Consider the following 21,504-nt stretch of genomic DNA (forward strand, 5'->3'; position numbering starts at 1 on the left):
CACGTTGTGTTCTTTGAACCAAACCTTCATGGCGGCAAATAGTTTTTCGCCGATGCCCTGGCGTTTGTACCCCTCTTTCACGGCAATGTTGTCCACCTGACCAATCAATTTGGCCTGGTAGATGGGCGGTTTTTCCACAATCCGGCCCATACAATAGCCCACAATGCTGCCCTCCAGTTCTGCCACCAGTACTTTACAGTGTACATCTTGCAGATGTGATTCATAAACATACTGGCCCCACATTTTATCGGCGGCAGAGATTTTCTCAAAAATATGGTCCCGGTGTTGGTGATATTGCACAAATTCTCTAAAGATGGTTTTAACCTGGGGCAGGTCTTTTTTCTGCAATTCTCGGATGGTTACGGGCAATGGCGGCTCCTTCATTTTGGTTGGATGTCTGTACGATTTTAACAGGGAAGGTTTGAATTTGACAAATTGCAGGAGGAGGTCATCATTACCTCCCATCACGTAAAAGCCATGAAGATCAAATTATTTCTGACTCTAACCACCATCCTCATATTGGCGGCCTGCCGCAGCCAGCCCGCCCCTGGCCCTCCCGTTAGGATGTCTCGTTACTTTCCCGAAACCGGCCACACGGTGCAGGGTGACTTTTTGCGCTTTTTTGATGTTTACGGGGGCATTAACAGTTTTGGCCTGCCGCTGACCGAAGAATTTTTGGTGGACGGCTGGCGCGTGCAATATTTTGAAAAAGGGCGGCTGGAATATCATCCAGAGAACGAGCCGGATTACCGGGTGGTGGTCGGCTGGCTGGGGGATCTGTTGCGCCGGCGCACCCCCCCCCTGCCGCCGTCACATCTTCCCGCTACCAACGATCCTTATCGCCGCTACTTCCCGGAAACCGGCCATACCCTCAGCGGCGATTTTTTGACGTATTTTGACACGCACGGCGGCAGCGTCCGTTTTGGCCAACCCATCAGCGAACCGTTTTTGGAGCAGGGCCGGATTGCCCAGGATTTGCAAAGCGCCCGCTTTTTCTGGACGCCCGAGACGGCTCCGCCGGTGACGTTGGAGGATATTGGGCGGGTTCATCTTGACCAGATCAGGTGAAACCTTAAAGGTTTGGCATTGGGCGACCCCAGGTGACGTTGGTTGAGCTTTAGGAAATGAGGGATGTACATTCAAATTCTCTATGCTAACCGATAGATAAACCCAATAACCCCTGTGACACATGACACTTATATTGGTTGCAGAGTCACACTATAATTAAATAGGCTGCAATCAACTATTCCCTTAATTAATTGAATATTTGGGTATTCAAATCATGAATGTAGAAGCCGAAGAAATGGCGGTAAGGCAAGCTTCTGTGTGTGGAATTTTCGGCAATGCCAAGCGTGTGCTGATCTTGTGGGCTTTGATTGAACAAGAAATGTCCGTAAGTGAAATCGCCACGACTATTGGAGCGTCCTTGCAGAATACGTCTCAACATCTCCGCCTGATGGAAGACAGAGGCATTTTGGTTTCGTACCGGAAAGCGCAAAAAGTCTATTACGGGATCGTGGATCACGATCTTATGAAAAACTGCCGGCTCTTAACCCAAGCGCCTCGGCTAAGGACTGCCCAAAAAGATTGAGATTGGCCCACCAGAGTGTATTTTGTATTGTGTATATCGTATTGAGACGAAATACGCAATATTGATTTTGACCTTTTTTTAGTGAAGTTATTCAAAAATCGGAAAGGAGTAAAAAAATCATGACTACTGTTGATCTGTCTGCCGTTGAAGCGGCCAAGGTTATTGATGCTCGCGGCAGCGCCTGCCCTGGCCCTCTCCTGGAAGCCAAGAAAGGTATTGGCGCTATCAAAAAAGGGGAAGTGTTGGAGATTTGGTCCGGCGATCCCAAAACCAAAGAGGACATTCCTAGATGGTCTCAAAAAGTGGGACACGAGTTCTTGGGCTATCTGAGCGCTGATGGAGGATATGATCGGATTTTCGTCAAGCGGGTAAAGTAGAGGTATCCATAATATGGGGACAAATACAAACCAAACAAAAATACTTATCCTGGCGACCCTATCCGGCGGCTACGCCGGGGCCGATTCCGTTGGTCAACTCCATGCAGAGTATGCCCCCAACACCTACGTTTTTCCCTGTTTAAGCCCATGTATGTTTCCAGAGGAGTTCTATTTACGCACGTTTGCGCGCGGAATTGATGCCATTTTGGTGATGTACAGTGGTACCGATTGTCCCTTTAAGTGCGCGCCCGAGCAAACGGCCGAGGTTATCAACCGCGTCTATCCAATAATGCAGGAAAAAGGGATTGATACCCGGCGACTGCGCCTGGTTGCTATTTGCACGGTGTGCACCAAGCCCTTTATGCGGGAAGTCGAACAAATGAACGAGTTGTTACAACAAATAGGGCCGGTTCGGAATGAACTGGGTAATTATGAATTGTGAATGGCCAATTGTGAATTGTGAATGGAAAACATTCGCTCATCCAACCGTTCGCAATTCGCAATTCATAATTCACAATTTTTTAAAGGGTAAGCTATGACTTCAAACAACCTTCATGTAGATGCCCTGGTGGTTGGGGGCGGGATTGCCGGGATGCAAGCGGCGCTGGACCTGGCAGACCAGGGATACCGGGTGGCCTTAGTAGAAAAAGAAGCCAGCATCGGGGGCAAAATGATTGCCTTAAGCAAAGTCTTTCCCACCCTCGACTGCTGTAGTTGTATCACCACCCCCAAAATGTCTGCTGTGGCCCACCACAAAAACATCCAATTACTCACATATTGCAAAGTGCAATCCATTAACAAAAATGGTAGCGGCTTCAAAGCCGACGTGGTTAAAAAACCCCGCTACGTTGATGAAACCTTGTGCACCGGCTGCCGGCAATGTGAATACGCCTGCCCCATAGATTTACCGGCTGCCTTTGATCTGAATCTTGGCGCCCATCGGGCGGTGCGGGTGCCTTTTTCAACGGCTGTGCCCCAGTATGCCGTGCTTGACATTCAAAACTGTATTTTGTGCGGTAAGTGCGAAACTATATGCCCGGTAGATGCGATTGACTTTACCCAGTCCCCGCAAGAATTTGAGATTGAAGCGGAAACGATTGTCCTGGCGAGTGGGTACGAGCTTACGCCCACAGATGCCAAGAAGGAATATGGCGGCGGCCAACTACCCAACGTGGTCAATGCCTTGGTTATGGAAAGGCTATTGGCCCCCACTGGCCCTTACGGGCATGTTTTGCGCCCAGGCGACGGTAAAGAACCTGAATCAATCGCCTATGTGCAATGCGCCGGCTCCCGAGACCAAAGCCTCGGCGTGGAATACTGCTCGCGCGTATGCTGCATGTACGCCATTAAACAGGCCATGCTGCTTTCCGGCGCGCTGCCCCTGGCCGACATCACCATCTACTACATGGATATCCGTACTTTTGGCAAAGGTTACGAGCAATTTTACCAGAATGCCCAGGCGATGGGCATCGAATTTGTCAAAGGTAAAGTAGCCAGAATCACCGAGGACGAAGACCACAACCCTATCGTGCGGGTCGAGTTGATTGATGAAGGCTCGCCGGTGGTTGAGCGCACCCATGATCTGGTCGTGCTTTCCGTGGGCATGTTGCCCGGGTATAATCCCCAAACCATTTTTGGCGTCCCTGTTGCTGACGATGGTTTTGTAACTCTTCCTTCACCAAATATTTCACCGTGTGTGACCGGCCAGCCCGGTATCTTTGTTACCGGCACCGCTGCCGGGCCAATGGATATTGTAGACAGCATTGTGCTGGCCGGGTCGGCTGCATCTGAAGCAGCGGCCTACCTGCAGGCGCATCGCCAACCAGAGCTTGTTGGCGACCTACGAGTAACCGCCAATGAAAAGAAGGAGCGTGTCCATGCCTGAAGCGTTTGAGCAAAAAAACCATCAAAACCTGGAATCTGACTCCTCAGATGAGGAAATCCGAATCGGAGTTTATACCTGCCATTGCGGCGGCAATATTAGTGATGTAGTCCATTGCGAGAGGGTCGCCAAATCGTTGGGCAAACTGCCGGATGTGGTTATTTCGCGCACGGATATGTCAATGTGTTCTGATGCCGGCCAGTCCATGGTAGAGGAGGATATTCAGGAGCGTGGACTCAACCGGGTGATCATTGGCGCCTGCGCCCCTTCCCTGCACGAACAAACCTTCCGAGGAACCGTGGCCCGGGCCGGTCTGAATCCCTATCTCTACCACCACGTGGGCATCCGCGAGCAAGCGAGTTGGGTGCACAGCCATGATCCCGCCGGGGCAACCGATAAAGCCATTCGCCTGATGTCGGCCGGCATCGCTAAGGCCCGCCACCTCAAGCCCCTCGAACCCATCCGGCTGGATGCAGAGCAGCACGCCCTGGTGATTGGGGGCGGCGTGGCCGGCCTGCGCGCGGCCTGGGACATCGCCCGGCAAGGCCTTAAAGTTACGCTCATTGAAAAATCCCCCTTTCTGGGCGGGCGCATGGCTCAGCTTGAATCCGTATTCCCCACCGGCGAAATGGCCCGCGAATTGCTGCACGACCTGATTGAGAAAGTGCTGGCCCAGCCAAACATCACCATTCACACTCAGGCCGAATTGGTGGGGCTGCAAGGCTATGTGGGCGATTACCAGGCCCAAATTCGCCAGCAGTCACGCGGGGTGAGCGAAGATTTTGTTGAGGTTGAAGCCGCCATCGCGGCTTGCCCGGTAGAAATTCCTGACGAGTTCAACTACGGCCTGACCACGCGCAAAGCGATTTATCGGGCCTATCCGGGCTGCCACCCTGAAACACCGGCGATTGATTGGGAAATTTGCACGCAGTGTAAAAAGTGCCAGCAAGTCAATGGAAAGGGCATTAGCCTGGAGAACAAGCCTAAGACCTTAGAGATCAAAGTAGGGGCCATTGTGGTAGCTACGGGCTTCAATCTCTACGAACCGCCCCAGGGTGAATACGGGTATGGGGAACTGCCCGAGGTGATGAGCCTGGCCAAGTTCATTCGTCTGTTATCGCTAACCGACCAGGGGAACACACTGGAATGGAATGGCCGCCCTGTTCGGAACATCGCCCTGATTCACTGCGTGGGCAGCAGGCAAATTGAAGGCGTTCACGAACCGCAACCCGATGGCCAGGTTAACGACTACTGCTCCCGGGTATGCTGCACCGCCACGCTCCACGTGATCAACGAAGTGAAAGAGCGTTTCCCTAATGTCAACGTGTTTGACGTTTATGAAGACATCCGCACTTACGGCCGCGGCCACGAGGAATATTACAAACAGGCCTCAGAAAAAATGGTTCGCTTCCTGCGCTTCCACGGGGAGGAAATGCCTGAAGTAATGAAAGACACTCAGGGCGACTCCCATCCTGTGGTGGTCAAGGTCAAGGATTACCTGACCTGGGGCGAAGAGATTGAAGTCCCGGTGGACCTGGTGGTGCTGGCTACAGGCATTATGCCCCGCCCCTTGGACGACATCATCAAACTGCTCAAGATTTCGCCGGGCACAGACCGCTTCCTGCTCGAAGTCCACCCGAAACTGAGGCCGGTCGAGACCGCCGTGCCCGGCGTTGTGCTGGCCGGTTCTGCCCAGGGGCCGATGAACATCCAGGAGAGTTGCGCCGCGGCTTCGGCGGCCGCGGCCAAGGTGGCCGTATTGTTAGGCCAGGGCTTCGTGGAATTGGAACCGTTTGTAGCCCAGGTCAACCCGGAACGCTGCGACGGCAGTGGTCAGTGTGTTGAGGCCTGTTGTTATGAGGACGCCATTGCCTTGAAAACCTTTTCGGTCAACGGCCAGGAGGTGCAAAAAGCGGTGGTCACGCCGGCCAATTGCGCCGGCTGCGGCGTTTGCGTGAGCGCGTGTCCCAACCGGGCCATTGACGTGCAAGGCTGGACATTGGATCAGTACGAGGCGATGGTTGAGGCCATTGCTGCGGAACTGCCTGTATTGGAGGTTGAAGCATGAGTAAAGAAGATGCCAAAAAACGTACCGCCATTCTCAAACGTCTACGAGAGGAGCATAAAGACACTGTCGCGGGCGCTCAGGCGCTGCTCAAGGAACAGAAGGCGATTCGCCGCCAAATTTGCCAGGCCATGCGCGATGCGCCCAAAACTGTGCCTGAGGTAGCCGAAACCACCGGCCTGCCGGCCAACCAGGTGCTGTGGCACATTACCGCCATGAAAAAATACGACCTTGCAGTTGAAACAGGTATGTGCGGCGAGTATTACCTATACCAATTGGTAGAGGAGGAAAAGAAATGAGCCAACGGGTAGACCCTGACCTGCTTTTGGAACTAAAAGAATACGGCGACATCAACATTGAGGCATGTTTTAACTGTGGAAATTGCACGGCCATTTGCCCCCTGTCCACCGATGAAACCCCTTTCCCGCGCAACAATATCAGGATGTTACAACTGGGTTTGAGAGAGCGCATTCTCCAAAGCGCGGATCCCTGGCTCTGCTACTATTGCGGTGAGTGTTCCGAAACCTGCCCGCGTCAGGCAGAACCCGCCGAAGCCCAAATGGCAATGCGACGCTGGTTGACGGCCCAATATGACTGGACAGGACTGGCGCGCCTGTTTTACACCGCTCCGGTCTGGGAAGTAATGGCCCTGATCTTTGTAGGGGTCTTGGTTGTGTTGGGATTTGTTATTTTCCACGGCCCTATCATAACAGATCGGGTGGCGCTCAATAGTTTTGCTCCCCACCAGGTCATTCACGTTCTCGACTTGATTATGGCCGGGGGTCTTTCCTTTTTCCTGCTTTCTAACGTTTTTCGGATGTATCTCTACATTATGCCTCGTGAGGTTAGAGAAAAGGTTCCCTTCTCACTCTACATCACCGAAGCCTGGAACCTGCTGTATCACTTTGCAACGCAAAGTAGATTTTCCAAATGTGAGGATAGACGCCGCTGGATTAACCACTTACTTCTGGTCAGCGGTTACGTGATCATGTTTATCCTGGTTGTTGGACTTTTATTCTGGTTTCAAACAGACAACCTCTACCCCATCTACCATCCGCAGCGCTGGGTGGGCTATTACGCCACCATTGTGCTCATTTATGCCTCTGCCGATGCGCTGTGGGGGCGCATCAAAAAGGAACACCAAATGCATCGCTTCTCGCATTTGAGCGATTGGATATTCCCTATCCTGTTAATCCTGGTAGCAGTTTCCGGAATCGTGACCCACGGTTCCCGCTACCTGGGCTGGCCGCTAACAGCCTACTATTCTTACGTGGCCCATTTGGCTATTGCGGTGCCAATGTTGGTGGTGGAAGTGCCGTTTGGAAAATGGGCGCACCTGGCTTACCGGCCCTTTGCGATATACTTTCAGACAGTAAAGGAAAAAGCAATGGCCCAACAGACATCCGAGGCAGCCTTAGCCACAACCGGGTAAAGCAGTACGCTATAGTCATTTAATGTATTTACATTATTAATCAGGAGATTAAATAATGTCAGAACAAAAAGACAAAATGGTTGTAATTTGCAACGGCAATCAGGCCAGTAACATTATGCCCACCTTAATTATGAGTTCCTCCGGTGTGGCTCTTGACAAAGAGGTGCTCATATTCTTCTGCCCGGCCGGCGCTCCGCTGCTAGTGAAGGGTGAGTTGGAAAAGTTCAAGGGGTTAAAGGGGTTGCCCGACCCGGTGGAGTTATTTGATACTATTTTGGATCAAGGGGGGCGGGTTATCTTCTGCGTTTTGGCGCACGAAAATAAGGGCATCAAAAAAGAAGACCTGCGCGACGAACGCATTGAAATTATGAACGCCACTTCATTTTTGATGGACGCCGAAGGCGCAGACATATCACTTGTTTTTTAACGGGGTTAAACAGGGGGTAAAATAGACGAGGCTTTTCCATAGCGGAAGAGCCTTGTTGCCATTGCCGCCCGGCAAACTTCGTTGACGGATTTGCTCCCGGAATGAATTAGGCCAGGCGCTCTGCTTCTGCCAGTTGCAGTAAGTCGGCATTAGCTGGATCGTGGACGAAGCCCCAGAAGACCTCCTGAGGGCGGTTGGGCACTTCCAGGTTTCGTCGGATCATATAAGTCGTGCGCCGAAGTTCAAGTCCGGTTACCCGCACTTCAACCACGTAACCTCGCTCAACAGAGCAGGCCGTAGCCAGGGTAGAAACAAATGACACCCCAAACCCGGCGGCAACGGTTCTGACAATAGCCTCGGCATTGCCCAACTCCAAAAAAACGTTCAGGTCATCCAGGGTAATATCGTACTCAGCCAACTTGGTTAACATGACTCGCCGGGTTCCAGAGGTGGGTTCGCGGATGATTATTGGCTCCTCCAGAAGATCCTCCGGTTCGACGGCTTGGCGGAAAGCCCAGGGATGGTTGGCCGGCACAATCAAGGAGATAGAATCCCTAAAAAATTCCTGGCACTGCATCTCGTTACCACAAACCTCATAACTACTGACTACCCCCAGATTGGCCTCTTCTTCCAACAATTGAGGGACAACGTGTTCCGGGGTGCAGGTCAGGATACTAATCCGAACTCCTGGATATCGTTGGCAAAAACGCGCGGCGAGTTGGGGCAAGATGTACTTGCCCGCAGTTGTGCTGCAAGCAAGCCTGAGATGGCCAACGATTTTTTGCTGGAGTGAGGCCATCATCTCTTGCATCTCAATGGATTGGCGGATAAGTTTGCGCGCCCACGGTAACAGCAAACGCCCGGCTTCGGTTAGCTTAATATTGGACCCCGAGCGGATGAATAACTCTACGCCCAGGTCCTTTTCAAGGCTTTTAATGTGGTGGCTGACCGTTGGCTGGGTGAGGTGCAAATGTTTGGCGCCCTCAGAGAAGCTCAGGGTTTCGGCTGCATGCAGAAATGATTTGAGTTTTACCAGGTCTGTCATGCTCTTTACCATCCATACGCGCCTGGCGTCAGTCTAAGGGCAGGTGGTTTCGGACCACGTATTGTTCAATTTCTTTTCTTCTACTCAAATTAGGCATTATACCACCGGTTCAACTTATTTACTAGAGTTGTTTCCCATATTTGGATAGATGGTTTATTTGCCGCGTAAAATATGATATAATGAAATACCTGGCTAAAACTAAAAAACTTGCCCTATGCTGAGGGGTCAACGGCTAAAGAAAAGCGGCGATGATTAAGTGTCCATTTTGCGGGGCTACTCATGTAGCTAATACCATATTCTGTAGCGAGTGCGGCAACTATCTACTTGAGGACGAGCGGCGAAAAACCGATCCTTTAGAAAATGGGGAAATAGGCTGGGTGGGTGATATGGCAGAGGATGCCCCAAAAACCTCATCCCGGCAAATTGCCAAACCAATCGCCATTCAATTAAAAATAGGCGCCGACAAAAAACGAGAAGTTGAGGTAAATCTCAATAAAACCATCAACCTTGGCCGTGTGGACCCAACGGCCACTGTGTTTCCAGAAGTTGATTTAACAGACGAAGGACCTCCGGCCAAAAGTGTTTCCCGTCGCCATGCCAGAATTCTGAGGCGGGAGAATACCGTGGTTTTGGAAGACCTGGGCAGCATCAATGGCACTTTTGTAAATGGCCGGAAAATTACCCCTTATGTGCCGGTAACGTTACAAGATGGCGATATTATGCAACTGGGTAGAATCCCCATAGAAGTGGCCATCCAATACCAGTAAATCAATAGGCTTAAAAATCAAAGACCTCTTCCGGCGGGAAGAGGTCTTTATTTTTCAAGGCAAGAGCATGGGCTAATGTTTGAGTTGAGAATTAATCTGCCACAATTAGCCCTAATTTGGATATACGCTCAAATTATCATGGGCTATATTGGTTACAATGCTTAACCCAACCCCCTCATCTACAGGCATCTCTACCACGCCGGTGGTAGCCACATAAGGCAAACTGGCGGTGTAATTGTAGGAACCGGGTGGTAAGCTCAATGTTTTTTCGGCATTGGGGGCAACAGGATAGATTTGATTGTTGATGGTGAAAATCAGGGTGTCGCCGGTGTAGTTTTTAATAAGCAAGCTTGCGGGGTTGCTTACGGCCGGGCTGAACTCACCGCCCGTTGTCGGCAATACGGCCGGCGCCGAGTCGGTTTCGGCGGTGGCGGCGACCCCAACAACCTGGCCGGTCAGGTCTTCCGTTCTCAGCTGGAGCGTTACCGAGGGCAGAAATTCATACTCGTCGCCGATATCATAATCTGGGGGTGGCTCAATCTCGGCGGTAATGTTGAAACTTGTCACCTGGCCGGGCACTACGGCGATCTCGCCATTCAAACTGCCGTTGGGCACGCTGGCGGTATAAAAATACTGGCCAGGGTCCAGATCAATTTGCAGCCGGCCGGGAATACTATTGGCTTTGGCGGGCACTTTATAAAGTTCACCAGATAGGTCAATCGTCAGTTCACTATTGCCATAATAATTTATCCACACCAGGCTACCCAAACCCGGCGCAGCCGCAGCCGGCTGCCAGGTATCAACCGGCTCGGTTTCCGGGGCCGGGGCGGCAAAGGGATTAAAATCAAATACGTAAACGTAATCTTCAGGCTCGCCGATCACAATGCCCCGGTGATCTACCGGCACGGGCGTTGTTTCTATGCGCGCCGCTTTGGCCACAAAACCGCCCGGCGCAAGGGTAAATTCCCCCGCCGACCCGGTCGGCACGCCGGGCGCATTGGCTGCATATTTGTGTTGGCCCGGCGCCAGTTGCAAAACCAGCCACCCGCCTTCCGGGGCGATGCCGGTGCCGGGCACAACGTAAGTAACATCGTCCAGGTCAAGATAAATTTCCTGGCCCAGGTAATTTACAAACACAAAATTCTCGCCACCCTGCTCGGCCTGCGAAACTGTTGGAAAAACAACCGCCGCCAGCGCCACTACTAACAATAAACCAATTATCCAAAGAATATTTTTCTTTAACATCACTTTACTCCTGATCTAAAAACTTCTCTTAACAAAACTAAACATAGTTAATATACCCGGCAATTGCTACACGTCAAGAGAAATTAAAAAAAGTGGCAAAACTTGCCCTAAACCCAAACCGGCAAGATTCAGGCCACGGCCGGAGGGGAACACGCACGAAAAAATAAAAAGCCGGCCGGCATACCATTCGCCGACCGGCTTCTGTTGGGATTGAAATTATCCCGCCCGTTCATACAGTTCCAACAATACCCCATGCGCCGATTTGGGGTGGATGAAAACGTATTTGTCGCCGCGTTGGTTAAGGCGGGGTTCGCCCAAAATTTGCAAACCGCGCGTTTCTAACTCTTGCATGGTTGTTTCAATGCTTTCCACTTCCAGGCAAATATGGTGCAACCCCTCTCCCCGTTTGGCCAGGAACTTGGCCACCCCGGAGTCGGGGGTGGTGGGTTGAATTAGCTCAATTTCCCCGGCGGCGGTTGGCAAAAAAGCAACCCGCACCTGCTCGGCAGGCTCCTCGGCAATGTGATCCAGGGGTAAACCCACCGCCTCGCAATAAACAGTGAGGGCTTGTTCGATATTTTCTACAACAATGGCGATGTGATTAATTTTGCTGCTCATTAACGGTATCCGGCTCGCTTTCCACTGATTGGCTGGGAATATTCCCCACGTACAAATTGTTACTATCCAAAATATACAAACGCCCGCCAATTTCATCCACAAAAATACTCTGCAAATTGGCAAAAGAAACCGGCTCGCCCTCGCGGGGCTTAAATTGGCGGATAAAACGGCCATCTTTTTCTAACTGCACAATGCGCTGGTTGCCGGCGTCGGCTACGTACACATATTGCACTTCCTCATCCGGCGCGGTGAAAACAGAAACGGGGTTGTGAAAAGGTTTGTCCAAACCCCTCACCTGGAATTCAGCCGCAGGCCGGCCGGCCTCGTATTTATTGAGGCGTCCATCCCTGAACAGAACGTAAACAGCCCCGTCAATGGCCAAATCAACCGCATTGCTCAGGTCAACGGCCTGTTCGGCCGGAAAGTAATCTTCCGGCGGCGCGCTGTAACCATCGGCGGTGGGCAAGTAGCGCAGCAAACGATTGGCCTGGGGGTCCAAGATATAAAAATTGCCGTAGTAGCTAGATACAGCCGCCGGCAAAGCCAACAATTCGCCCCCGGCCAGGGCGGCCGTGGTCATATTCCAACTGGGATCATATTCCAACAGGCCGGTGCTGTTCAAGACCACCAAATCGCTGGTTTGGCGATTGCCTCCGGCCGGCATCCAGGTCATATCCAGGATGTCGGCCACCGTCACCTGCTCAACCGCCTGCCCGCGCGACACCAACACCAGCGACTCGTCATCGGGCAACAATGTTTCGCCCAGGTCGTCCAGCCGGTGATGGAAAATGCGGTCGGTGCCGCTATCCAACACGTAAAGTTCAACGCCCTGCACGACAATCCGCTTCAAATTGGCGCCCGCATCAGGATAAGAGCGTAATAACGGCAAATAATAAAGCCGCTGCACATTGCCAATTTCATCGCTCATCCCGGCCATGTGCTGGCGCAACTCGGTAATCTCCGGCTGGCCAGCCTTAAGTTTTTCAGCCTCAACCAGGGCGGTTTCGGCTTCGGTCATTAAACCCAGGGCTGTGCTGGGATCGGTGGCGGCAATGGCCTGGGCTTGTTGGAACTTGTTTTGGGCCGAGGTGACAAATTCCTTATATTCAGCCTCTAGCATGCGCCCTTTTTGTAAATAACTGATGCCCACAACAATAACCACCAGCAGCGGAATGGCGATAGCAATATTGCGCAGTAGGCTCCAGGAAACGGACGAGGTTTGCTGCCGGTAGGCGTGCGCGCCAGCTTGGCGGGTGGTATGGCCAACGCCGGCACGGGGTAAAACCAGAGTCAAGATATTTTTTAGCCCGGTTCCCAACAAAGCGATCAACATAAACAAACTCGCCCCCAGCCAGCGTAATATCTTGCCGGTGGGCGAAGGCTGCTGCGATTGGCGCCATTCGGCTCTAAAGCTCGACTCCTGGACCACCGAGGCCAATTCTTTGGCCTGTCGCCCTAACTGCCGGTCCAGGTCATAATACTCTTCCGCCATAGCCGCCTCCTCTTTGACGGTAATCTTGCTTTTCTTTTTAGGCCTGGCCGAGTCTCGATACTCAGCCCGATGCGTGCCTGGCCGGGAACGGGCGGATGTTTGTTTGGCCGGGACAGATGCCTGGCGCTCGATTTTGCCGTTTGTGGTTTCAGCCTGCCTGGAAAAGAAACGGCCCGGCCGGGGCGAGGCAAAGGCGGCAGTATTCTCTTTGGCTGCCGGTTGAGATTCAGCCACTGCCTCTGGAATGGGCATGGTCATTGCCGAAGAGGATATGGCGTTCTCGGCGGTAACAGGTTGGTGACGCCCCCGTTTAAAAAATCGGTTCAATTGGACCGGTGCGCCTCTGGCTAAAACATTGGGCGCATTTTTTAATACCTCCAGCGTTGAGTGTTCGGCCTCAACCACGGCCAATACCAGGGCCGAGCCGTCGCGCGCCCGCGCCGTTTTGCCCAAATTTTTAACCGAGGCTTTGACGCTGCGCGGGTCAACCGCGTTGAGTACATCGGTGAGGGGGAGCTGGCCGGCCAGGCGACTATCGGCCAAAATAAGCATGTCCTCCGGGCCAACCCGCAGATGATGCAGGTTTGGCTCAATCAAACTGCTGCTGCCCAGGGCCGGGGCGTTTTTAGCGGGGGTCAGGGCCTCATCCAGCCAGGCCGATTGGGCCGGATAACGGCGAATGTGGCTGCCCAACACGGTAAACAACGCCGCCGGGCCAAGCTGGGCCACAAAAATATCCGTGTTGCGGACGACCACCGCCACCACTCCGGCCACCACTTTTTCCGGCGCGCCGGCCTGGCAATTATGGCGGTAGAGTTGATCGCTGGCGGTTTGCAGCGCCCGGCGCAGGCTGGCCGTAACTGAGCCGCGGGCCAGGTAGTAGGCATCCCGAATAGCTTCGGCCAGTTGCCGTTCCAGGTTATCGCGGTTGGAAACCGGGCCGCGCGCTTCGGTAAGCACAAACAGGTCGCCCTTGCCAACGCCGGGGGTGTCGCCTGCCCCCCGCGCGGGAGCCGATTTTGGCTCGCGCACGGCCACCTGGTTGGGCGGGTCACCGCGCCATGAACCTCCCGCAATGCTCAGTTGGCCAATGACGGTTTTTATTTCGGCAGACATAGGATGCCTCCTTTCCCTGGGTTTACAATTCAAATCGCAAATTGTAAATGACTACTCCCATTCAATGGTGGCCGGCGGTTTGCTGCTAATATCGTAAACCACCCGGTTGACGTTAGCTACTTCATTCACAATCCGGTTGCTGACCCGCGCCAGCAGGTCCGCCGGCAGGCGGGCCCAATCGGCGGTCATAAAGTCGTCGGTCACCACGGCCCGAACGGCGATCACATCGGCGTAAGTGCGATGGTCGCCCATTACGCCCACGCTCTGCACGGGCAGCAACACGGCAAAAGCCTGCGAGGTTTGATGGTACCAGCCCGCGGCCCGCAGTTCCTCCAGCAAAATGGCGTCGGCGGCGCGGAGCGTTTCCAGGCGCTCCCAGGTTACTTCTCCCAATACGCGCACGGCCAGGCCGGGGCCGGGAAACGGGTGTCGCCACACCATCTGGCGCGGCAGGCCCAACGCCTCGCCTACCGCCCGCACCTCATCTTTGAATAGGAACCGCAGCGGCTCAACCAGTTCAAAATCCATATCTTGCGGCAGGCCACCCACGTTATGATGCGTCTTTATCTTGGCCGCCGTAGCCTGTTCGCCCCGGCTGGCGCTCTCGATGACGTCCGGGTAGAGCGTGCCCTGAGCCAAAAAATCAACCCGGCCCAAACGGCGGGCTTCTGTTTCAAAAATGCGAATGAATTTTTCGCCAATGATTTTGCGTTTGGCCTCCGGGTCGGTCACTCCGGCCAGGGCGCTTAAAAAATCTTCGGTGGCGTCAACGGCCACCAGCCGGGCGTGCATTTCTTGGGCAAAAGTTTGCGTCACCTGTTCCGGTTCGTTTTGGCGCAGTAGGCCGTTATTCACAAAAATGCAGGTCAGTTGATCGCCCACAGCCTGGTACAACAGGGCCGCCGCCACCGCCGAGTCAACCCCGCCCGATAAGCCGCAAACTACCTGGCCGTCGCCAACCTGGGCCTGAAGCCGGGCGACACTTTCTTTAATAAAGTTGCCCGGCGTCCAACCGCCGCGGCAGCCGCAAATTTTATAAAGAAAGGCCCGCAGCAGTTCTTTGCCCTGCGGGGTGTGGGTTACTTCGGGATGAAATTGCAGGCCGTACCAGCCGCGTTCCGGGTGGCCAATGGCCGCCAAGGGTGAATTTTGGGATTGGGCCAGGACCTGAAATCCCGGCGGCAATTGGGTCACGCGGTCGCCGTGGCTCATCCAGACAGATAAAGATTCCGTGCCGGCGGGCAGGGCGCTAAACAACAACGCCTGCGGGTCAACCAGGCCAATTTCGGCAGGGCCGTATTCCCGCTCGTGGCCGGGGTCAACCTGCCCGCCCAGGTGATATGCCAACAATTGCATGCCGTAACAAAGACCCAGCACCGGCTTTTTAGTTGTTAAAATAAAATCCGGCAAATGCGGCGCATCCGGCGCATACACACTGGCCGGGCCGCCGGATAGAATATACCCCACCGGATTGAGGCGCGTAATCTCTTCTGGCGGCGTATGGTAAGGCATCAACTCGCAATAAACTTCAAGTTCGCGGACGCGCCGGGCAATCAATTGGCTGTATTGCGAGCCAAAATCAAGAATAACAATGGTCTCGCGCGTCCCGCCGATCATGGCGATACGCCCTCGGCAAAAACAATCTCGTCATTGGTCATTTTTTCAATGACGGCCAGGGAACGCACGCGCAGGCCCTCGGCTTCTAATTGCGCCCGCCCGCCTTCAAACGATTTTTCAATCACCGCGCCCACGCCAATCACTTCGGCCCCGGCCTGTTGGGCCAGGCGCACCAGGGCCATAATGGTGTGGCCGGTCGCCAGAAAGTCGTCAATGATCAAAATTTTGTCGTGTTGATTCAAAAACTCCGGCGACACCATCAATTTGACTTCTTGCCCCTTGGTGTGGGAGGGGGCGCTGGACACAAAGATGTTGTTGGGCATGGTGATGGGCTTGGTTTTGCGGCCATACACCACCGGCACGCCCAGGGCCAGGGCGGTAGTGAGCGCGGGCGCAATGCCGGAAATTTCGGCGGTGAGCACTTTGGTTATGCCCAAGGCCCCAAAGTGGGCGGCCAGCGCGCCGCCTACGGCCAACATCAGGGCCGGGTCTACTTGATGGTTAATAAAACTATCAACTTTAAGAATACCATTGCCTAGATTTTTCCCTTCCCGGCGGATTCGTTCTTTAAGCGCTTCCATAAAACCTCTATATTATGACAAGTTTATTGTACCACATTTGCTAAATAGTTACAAATATTATGGTAAGTTAATAAATGAAGGAATGACCCTACATCAAGATGTAGGGGGCCAATTTAGATTATACCACAAGATATAGTGTATGTCAGGATAGATATTGATTATTTGAAAATCAAAACCTTAAAAGCTGGATGATTTTAGGAATTAAAAATCCTGAAGTCGTATGACCCCAGGATTTTTGGTTGAGACCACGTTCTAGTGCCCGTTATTTAAAGTTGCACACATTGGGCAGGCCGATTACTCGTTCTTCGGTGCTTTGACTGATAGCATTATCACACGAATCCACCGCCACGTAGGCCGACCAGACAACACATTGGATGCCCTGCTGTTTGGCTACCCGGAACACGTTAGGCTCAATAGTAATAAAAGGTTTTTTGCTGCCCACCACCGGATGGCTCCAATTTTCAGTATTGGTTTGGTCAAATCCTTTCATGGGATTGAGGCAAACTAACTCGTTGTAAGCCAGGTAAAGATTTTCAAATTCAAACACAATAGAGCCGTCTTTCCAGACCAGGCCATTTTTGGGGCCGATAATCCGGGGCGGCGGGCGGAGCATCGCTCCAGGCGTGGGCGTGGGGGTAGGCGTTTCCTCAGGTGGGGCGGGGGTAGGCGTGAGCGTGACGGTGGGAATAGGCATGGGCGTAAAAGTAGGCGTAGGGGTAGGGAGAGGGGTAGCGGTGTGTGGAATAATGAGCACAACGGTTGGCGGGGTGGGGGTAGCCGGGGTAGATTCTCCGGCCACAACCGGCCCGATAGTTTCCGGCTTAAAACGGCCGGCCAGCACAAACATAACTATGAAAATGATTATCAGTATAATTGCCAAACCAATCCAGAAGCGATTTCTGGAGCGGACCGACACGCGCGTCCACGTACCACCGGCAGTTTTACTTTTGGCCGTTCTAACGGCGTAACGGACACTGCGTAAAGCTGCGCCGGCGTCGGGGTGCGTATGGCGCGAGGCGCTTTTGTAAAGATTTATCGCTTGGGCCAGGTCGCCGGATAACTCGGCGGCAAAGGCTTCCCAATAGGGTTGGCGGGCAGGCGAGGAGATGGTTTCATCACCCAGGGTTAAGAGTTCATCCTCTACCTGCTGCATCTCCTGGCGCGTTTCATTAATCTGGTTGGCCAGGCGTTCCGGGATAACGGTAGAGAAATCCATGTAACTGGCTTCTCGCTCGCGCAAGCTGGCCAAATTCAGGTAGAGCGACTGGAGTTCGGCTTGTTTACGCAGTCGCTGCTCACGGGAGTGCACATCGGTAGCCATGCAAAATTCACCGAATTAAAGGTTATATAACGGGCGACATTGATTTTTGAAAAGACAATTTCTGGCTGATGATCATTGGCACAACCAGATTCTCCAAATCCTTATTATGAGTAATTTGTCGGCAGAGGCAAATTTAAACCTCTGGCAGGGACAAACCGTTTAACAGTAAAAGGCAAGGGGGTTGACGGCTGTAGAAATTAGGAATTATTAGGAATTAGAGGTGGTTTGTCCGAGTCAGGGCCAATTTAGCCCTACAACGCCCCAAATTTAGGAGGGGGTGGGGGTTTGAGAAACAGGAGTGGTGGGGGTGGCGGTGGCCGTTGGCGACTCGAGGGAAAGGGTGGGCGTTAGCGTGGACGTAGGGGTAGCGGTAGGCACTTCCGTGGGCAAAAAAGTGGGGGTAGTAGTCGGTGGCGGCAGGGTGTAGGTGGCCGTCGGCGTGGGGGTAGCGGTGGGTGGGAAAGAGGTTGGGGTAGGCGTGTCTATTGGAATAGGGGTCGGCACCGGCGTGAGGGTGTCTACCGGAATGGCAGTGGGGGTGATGGTGGGCGACGGCGTGAATACCGGCGTGGCCGGATTGTCAACTAACAACCGCAACCGCGACTCGGCCAGGCCGCCGTTCCGGTTGAATACGAGCAAACGCAGGGTGTAAGCGCCGTTTTCAACCTGGGTGGTGTCTAAAACACCCAATACGCCCTGTTCCACAATTTGGTTGGCCGGGCCGTGAACCAGCACAAACGCTTGGGGGTCGGTGCCCACGCCCAGTTCAATTTGATAGTGAGAGAAGTTGGCCGCCGCGGCCGATCCCTCCAGGGTGATAAAGCCGCGGGCGGTGCTGCCGTCCAGGGGGCTGGAAATTTTGGCCACAATATTGGCCGAAGGGCAATAATCCTGGGGAGGCTGCTCGATGCCCTGGCTTAAGGCCCATTCCCGGCCGTCGGGGGGGTAAACGCGGTAGTAACGCTGCTCCACGTTGCCCCGGCAAAACTCGTTGGCCCGCAAGCCGGTATTGAGATCAATTTCAATCAATTGGTGAATATCGTGCTCCGGGCCAAGCGGCGGCTGTTCTTGATAAAATATCTCTTTGCGTCGTTCCGGGCAGGCCGGGCCGGGCAGGGTGCCGGAATCGGCGCATACTTCTATTTCAATAATGGCGGCAGGGCGAACAAAATCCCGGATAGGCCGTCCCTCGTGCGCCCGTTCCATAAAGTTGTGCCAGATAGGCCCGGCCCCGGCCACCCCGCTAACATTTTGCATAGGTGTATTATTGGCGTTGCCCACCCACACCCCGGCCACAATATCGGGTGTATAGCCCATGGCCCAATTGTCTCGATAGTCGGTGGTGGTGCCGGTTTTGGCGGCGGCAGGGCGGGAAAGCTGTAGGGGGCTATTGGGACCAAAGGCGGGCGTGCGGGCTTGATTGTCGGCCAGAATGTGGGTGATCAAATAGGCGTGCTCCGGCCGGAGCACCTGGCGGGGCGGCGAACTCCCCGGCGCAATTGTGCGGCCAAAGTTGTCGCTGATCTGTAAAATAGAAGTGGGGGGAGTCAAAATGCCGCCGTTGGCCATAGCCTGGTAAGCGCCCGCCAATTCCAGCAAAGACACTTCCCCGCTGCCCAGGGTCAAGGACAGGCCATAATCATTGCGGGTGAGGGTGGTAATGCCCAGGCGGGCCGCCATCTCTTTGAGCGCGTCAAGGCCCATCAATTCCAGCGCCTTCACCGGCGGAATATTATACGAGTTGCCCAGGGCCGAGCGTAACAAAACCGGGCCGTGAAATTTGTTATCGTAATTTTGGGGCCGGTATACCCCGCCCGCGCCGTCGGGATACTCCACCGGCACGTCCATTATCAGGGTGCTGGGGGTCCAGCCAAGCTGCTCAAACGCAGCCAGGTAAGTGAGCGGTTTAATAGACGAACCTGGCTGGCGAGGGCTGAGGGTTATATTCACCTGGCCGTCAATGGTTTCATCCTCAAAATCCTTGCTGCCTACCATTACCAAAATCTGGCCGGTGGCCACATCCAGGGCGACCAGCGCGCCGTTGGTCACGTTGCGGCCGGCCAGAGCGTCTACTTGTTGGCGTACTTCTTGCTCGGCAATGGCCTGCAAGCGGGGGGCGAGCGTAGTTTGCACACGCAAGCCAACCTGGTAAATGTAGTCGGGGCCTACCATCTTTTCCAACTCCTGGCGCACGTAATTGGCAAAATGGGGCGCGGCAAAGGCAAAACCGGGGTCTCGAAAATACAATTCGGCGGCTTTGGCGGCTGCGGCTTCCGCCGCGTTGATATATTGCGCTTCAACCATCAAATCCAATACGTTGGCCTGGCGCGCTTTTGCCCCGGCGGGATTGGTGTAGGGGTCGTGAATAGCGGGCGATTGGGGCAGACCGGCCAGCATGGCGGCCTCGGGCAGGGTCAACTCCCCGGCCGATTTGCCAAAGTAGGTTTGGGCGGCGGCTTCAATACCGTAGGCCAGGTTACCGTAGTAAATCTGGTTGAGGTAAATCTCCAAAATCTGATCTTTGGTGTAGCGGCGATTGATCTCCACGGCCAATACCGCCTCTTTGATTTTTCGGGCGTACGATTGCTCAACCCGTTCTTCGGGCGTTAACAGGATCATTTTGGCCAATTGTTGGGTGATAGTGCTGGCGCCGGAGACAATCCTGTCTTCACTGACATTATAATAGACAGCGCGGGCAATGGCGATGGGGTCAACGCCTACATTCAAATAAAAAAAACGATCCTCGGTAGCGACGGTGGCGTTCTTGAGATAAGGTGAAATTTGGGCCAGGGGTACGTAAGTGCGCCGCCCGCCGGTAGGGTCAACAATTTCCCAGAGCAAATTACCCTCCCTATCCAAAATTTGGGTGGTGGCAAAATGCAGGGACCGGGCGCTCAGTTCCTCGGCGGAAGGAAGTTGAGCGGCAATAACCACATAAATCAGCCCGCCCCCGGCCACAACCAGGGCGCCCAGTAAAACCACAACAAGAACCGTCAAGATACCCCCATGTATCACCCGGCGTTGCCAGTTGGCGGCCAGGCGAGCCAGGTGCGGCGGCGCGGCAATAATGGTAGGCTGATAAGTTGGCGGCCGAACAGGTTGGGGAGGAGGGGTTGGCCGGGGTTGAGTGGTTTGGGGACCGGGGCGAGCGATATTTTTACCGGGCGCAGGCGCGGCTGCCGTTGTCGGCGGTGGTGACGGCGGGGCCTCAGGCGGCCTATAGCGCGGAGACGGCGTTGTTTGGTCAGGGTCAGCCGGGCGGCGGACGGGCCTGGTTTGGTCAGCCTGAGGCTGAACAGGTTGTTTGACAGGCCGGGTATCGTTTGCCCCCGGCTTTTTAACGTTACTCATCTTGGAAATTATACCAGGCTAAGGAGTAGATAAAAAATAGTCCACAAACCACGTAGCGCACTGATCATCTTCACCTATCCGTGCGTTACCCAGCCTGTGGACACATTTATGGCCTTAAACAAGGCTTCAAGGCACAAGGGCTATTTATGAGTCACGTTATCATCTACCTGATTGGCTGCTCTTGTAACGGTAAACAATCCGCCCCCGGTCCAAATCATAGGGCGAAAGCTCTACACGAACTTTATCACCCAACAACACGCGGATATAAAACTTGCGCATTTTGCCGGAAAGATAGGCCAAAACCGTGTGCCCATTTTCTAATTCTACTTTAAAACTGGTGTTAGGTAAGGCTTCTACAATTTTGCCTTCTAACACCAATTTTTCTTCTTTGGTTGCATCTGCCATACAAAAAACCTTCTCTAAAAAACAAATAAATAGCCGAGGCAGTTTCCCCCACCTCGGATTAGTGAAATTTTTCTAAACCTATATATATTAACTCGACTTTTGCAGCTAATTTAAGGTAAAAATCAGCATATATAGAACGAACTTTAACAATCAACAGGAATAATCGTGTACC

The 21,504-nt window shown here is 53.6% G+C and carries 19 protein-coding genes and 1 pseudogene; 10 read left to right on the top strand and 10 right to left on the bottom strand.

Annotation, left to right across the window (positions count from 1 at the left end; all coding sequences use genetic code 11):
* A partial coding sequence (locus tag JW953_05550; GenBank protein MBN1992148.1) for a GNAT family N-acetyltransferase occupies window positions 1–369 on the bottom strand: 369 nt, incomplete at its 3' end.
* Between the two features lie 108 nt (window positions 370–477).
* Here JW953_05550 and JW953_05555 point away from each other — a divergent pair.
* The 9 genes from JW953_05555 (at window position 478) to JW953_05595 (ending at window position 7,774) form a co-directional block, all read left to right on the top strand.
* Window positions 478–1,068 (top strand): hypothetical protein, encoded by a 591-nt coding sequence (locus tag JW953_05555; GenBank protein MBN1992149.1) that lies wholly within the window; start codon window positions 478–480, stop codon window positions 1,066–1,068.
* A gap of 214 nt (window positions 1,069–1,282) precedes the next feature.
* Complete coding sequence (locus JW953_05560) at window positions 1,283–1,591, top strand: winged helix-turn-helix transcriptional regulator (GenBank protein ID MBN1992150.1); 309 nt, start codon at window positions 1,283–1,285, stop codon at window positions 1,589–1,591.
* Between the two features lie 119 nt (window positions 1,592–1,710).
* On the top strand, window positions 1,711–1,968 hold the full coding sequence (locus JW953_05565; GenBank protein MBN1992151.1) for a sulfurtransferase TusA family protein: 258 nt from the start codon (window positions 1,711–1,713) through the stop codon (window positions 1,966–1,968).
* Between the two features lie 13 nt (window positions 1,969–1,981).
* On the top strand, window positions 1,982–2,410 hold the full coding sequence (locus JW953_05570) for a hydrogenase iron-sulfur subunit (protein MBN1992152.1): 429 nt from the start codon (window positions 1,982–1,984) through the stop codon (window positions 2,408–2,410).
* Between the two features lie 93 nt (window positions 2,411–2,503).
* Window positions 2,504–3,853, top strand: coding sequence for a CoB--CoM heterodisulfide reductase iron-sulfur subunit A family protein (locus tag JW953_05575; GenBank protein MBN1992153.1), 1,350 nt, complete (start codon window positions 2,504–2,506; stop codon window positions 3,851–3,853).
* Window positions 3,846–5,918: a CoB--CoM heterodisulfide reductase iron-sulfur subunit A family protein gene (locus JW953_05580; GenBank protein ID MBN1992154.1), complete on the top strand. Its 2,073-nt coding sequence runs from the start codon at window positions 3,846–3,848 to the stop codon at window positions 5,916–5,918. The genes JW953_05575 and JW953_05580 overlap by 8 nt, the downstream gene beginning before the upstream one ends.
* Window positions 5,915–6,214 carry a winged helix-turn-helix transcriptional regulator gene (locus JW953_05585; GenBank protein ID MBN1992155.1) on the top strand — a complete coding sequence of 100 codons (300 nt, stop codon included), beginning with the start codon at window positions 5,915–5,917 and terminating at the stop codon, window positions 6,212–6,214. The genes JW953_05580 and JW953_05585 overlap by 4 nt, the downstream gene beginning before the upstream one ends.
* Entirely contained in the window at window positions 6,211–7,347 is a 1,137-nt protein-coding gene (locus JW953_05590; GenBank protein MBN1992156.1) for a 4Fe-4S dicluster domain-containing protein, read from the top strand. The genes JW953_05585 and JW953_05590 overlap by 4 nt, the downstream gene beginning before the upstream one ends.
* A 55-nt stretch (window positions 7,348–7,402) precedes the next feature.
* Complete coding sequence (locus tag JW953_05595; GenBank protein MBN1992157.1) at window positions 7,403–7,774, top strand: DsrE family protein; 372 nt, start codon at window positions 7,403–7,405, stop codon at window positions 7,772–7,774.
* Window positions 7,775–7,880: 106 nt separating this feature from the next.
* Here the strand turns inward: JW953_05595 and JW953_05600 are convergent, their stop codons facing one another.
* Window positions 7,881–8,819 (bottom strand): LysR family transcriptional regulator, encoded by a 939-nt coding sequence (locus JW953_05600; GenBank protein MBN1992158.1) that lies wholly within the window; start codon window positions 8,817–8,819, stop codon window positions 7,881–7,883.
* A gap of 248 nt (window positions 8,820–9,067) precedes the next feature.
* Here JW953_05600 and JW953_05605 point away from each other — a divergent pair, with 248 nt between their 5' ends.
* Entirely contained in the window at window positions 9,068–9,586 is a 519-nt protein-coding gene (locus JW953_05605; GenBank protein ID MBN1992159.1) for an FHA domain-containing protein, read from the top strand.
* Between the two features lie 111 nt (window positions 9,587–9,697).
* Here JW953_05605 and JW953_05610 read toward each other — a convergent pair whose 3' ends face one another.
* The 8 genes and pseudogenes from JW953_05610 to infA all read right to left on the bottom strand — a co-directional run bounded on the left by JW953_05610 (window position 9,698) and on the right by infA (window position 21,332).
* The gene (locus tag JW953_05610; GenBank protein ID MBN1992160.1) at window positions 9,698–10,831 is read right to left on the bottom strand and encodes a hypothetical protein; all 1,134 of its coding nucleotides are present in this window, start codon (window positions 10,829–10,831) and stop codon (window positions 9,698–9,700) included.
* Between the two features lie 216 nt (window positions 10,832–11,047).
* Complete coding sequence (gene mce, locus JW953_05615; protein ID MBN1992161.1) at window positions 11,048–11,449, bottom strand: methylmalonyl-CoA epimerase; 402 nt, start codon at window positions 11,447–11,449, stop codon at window positions 11,048–11,050.
* Window positions 11,433–14,057, bottom strand: a complete 2,625-nt coding sequence (locus tag JW953_05620) for a hypothetical protein (GenBank protein ID MBN1992162.1) — start codon at window positions 14,055–14,057, stop codon at window positions 11,433–11,435. The genes mce and JW953_05620 overlap by 17 nt, the downstream gene beginning before the upstream one ends.
* Before the next feature lie 51 nt (window positions 14,058–14,108).
* Entirely contained in the window at window positions 14,109–15,674 is a 1,566-nt protein-coding gene (gene guaA / locus JW953_05625; GenBank protein MBN1992163.1) for a glutamine-hydrolyzing GMP synthase, read from the bottom strand.
* Window positions 15,671–16,255: a xanthine phosphoribosyltransferase gene (gene xpt, locus JW953_05630; protein ID MBN1992164.1), complete on the bottom strand. Its 585-nt coding sequence runs from the start codon at window positions 16,253–16,255 to the stop codon at window positions 15,671–15,673. Before xpt ends, guaA begins: the two co-directional genes overlap by 4 nt.
* Before the next feature lie 619 nt (window positions 16,256–16,874).
* Window positions 16,875–16,991 (bottom strand): annotated as a pseudogene (locus JW953_05635) (type III secretion system needle length determinant).
* Window positions 16,992–17,843: 852 nt separating this feature from the next.
* Window positions 17,844–20,927 carry a penicillin-binding protein 1C gene (gene pbpC, locus JW953_05640; GenBank protein MBN1992165.1) on the bottom strand — a complete coding sequence of 1,028 codons (3,084 nt, stop codon included), beginning with the start codon at window positions 20,925–20,927 and terminating at the stop codon, window positions 17,844–17,846.
* Window positions 20,928–21,086: 159 nt separating this feature from the next.
* Entirely contained in the window at window positions 21,087–21,332 is a 246-nt protein-coding gene (infA, locus tag JW953_05645) for a translation initiation factor IF-1 (GenBank protein ID MBN1992166.1), read from the bottom strand.
* Between the last annotated feature and the right edge of the window lie 172 nt (window positions 21,333–21,504).

This window comes from Anaerolineae bacterium, assembly GCA_016931895.1.
GTDB lineage: Bacteria > Chloroflexota > Anaerolineae > 4572-78 > J111 > JAFGNV01.

What these genes read in the sequence shown, in the direction of transcription:
- JW953_05555 (MBN1992149.1), top strand. Translation starts at nt 478, where the DNA reads ATGAAGATCAAATTATTTCTGACTCTAACCACCATCCTCATATTGGCG.
- JW953_05560 (MBN1992150.1), top strand. Translation starts at nt 1,283, where the DNA reads ATGAATGTAGAAGCCGAAGAAATGGCGGTAAGGCAAGCTTCTGTGTGT.
- JW953_05565 (MBN1992151.1), top strand. Translation starts at nt 1,711, where the DNA reads ATGACTACTGTTGATCTGTCTGCCGTTGAAGCGGCCAAGGTTATTGAT.
- JW953_05570 (MBN1992152.1), top strand. Translation starts at nt 1,982, where the DNA reads ATGGGGACAAATACAAACCAAACAAAAATACTTATCCTGGCGACCCTA.
- JW953_05575 (MBN1992153.1), top strand. Translation starts at nt 2,504, where the DNA reads ATGACTTCAAACAACCTTCATGTAGATGCCCTGGTGGTTGGGGGCGGG.
- JW953_05580 (MBN1992154.1), top strand. Translation starts at nt 3,846, where the DNA reads ATGCCTGAAGCGTTTGAGCAAAAAAACCATCAAAACCTGGAATCTGAC.
- JW953_05585 (MBN1992155.1), top strand. Translation starts at nt 5,915, where the DNA reads ATGAGTAAAGAAGATGCCAAAAAACGTACCGCCATTCTCAAACGTCTA.
- JW953_05590 (MBN1992156.1), top strand. Translation starts at nt 6,211, where the DNA reads ATGAGCCAACGGGTAGACCCTGACCTGCTTTTGGAACTAAAAGAATAC.
- JW953_05595 (MBN1992157.1), top strand. Translation starts at nt 7,403, where the DNA reads ATGTCAGAACAAAAAGACAAAATGGTTGTAATTTGCAACGGCAATCAG.
- JW953_05600 (MBN1992158.1), bottom strand. Translation starts at nt 8,819, where the DNA reads ATGACAGACCTGGTAAAACTCAAATCATTTCTGCATGCAGCCGAAACC.
- JW953_05605 (MBN1992159.1), top strand. Translation starts at nt 9,068, where the DNA reads ATGATTAAGTGTCCATTTTGCGGGGCTACTCATGTAGCTAATACCATA.
- JW953_05610 (MBN1992160.1), bottom strand. Translation starts at nt 10,831, where the DNA reads ATGTTAAAGAAAAATATTCTTTGGATAATTGGTTTATTGTTAGTAGTG.
- mce (MBN1992161.1), bottom strand. Translation starts at nt 11,449, where the DNA reads ATGAGCAGCAAAATTAATCACATCGCCATTGTTGTAGAAAATATCGAA.
- JW953_05620 (MBN1992162.1), bottom strand. Translation starts at nt 14,057, where the DNA reads ATGTCTGCCGAAATAAAAACCGTCATTGGCCAACTGAGCATTGCGGGA.
- guaA (MBN1992163.1), bottom strand. Translation starts at nt 15,674, where the DNA reads ATGATCGGCGGGACGCGCGAGACCATTGTTATTCTTGATTTTGGCTCG.
- xpt (MBN1992164.1), bottom strand. Translation starts at nt 16,255, where the DNA reads ATGGAAGCGCTTAAAGAACGAATCCGCCGGGAAGGGAAAAATCTAGGC.
- pbpC (MBN1992165.1), bottom strand. Translation starts at nt 20,927, where the DNA reads ATGAGTAACGTTAAAAAGCCGGGGGCAAACGATACCCGGCCTGTCAAA.
- infA (MBN1992166.1), bottom strand. Translation starts at nt 21,332, where the DNA reads ATGGCAGATGCAACCAAAGAAGAAAAATTGGTGTTAGAAGGCAAAATT.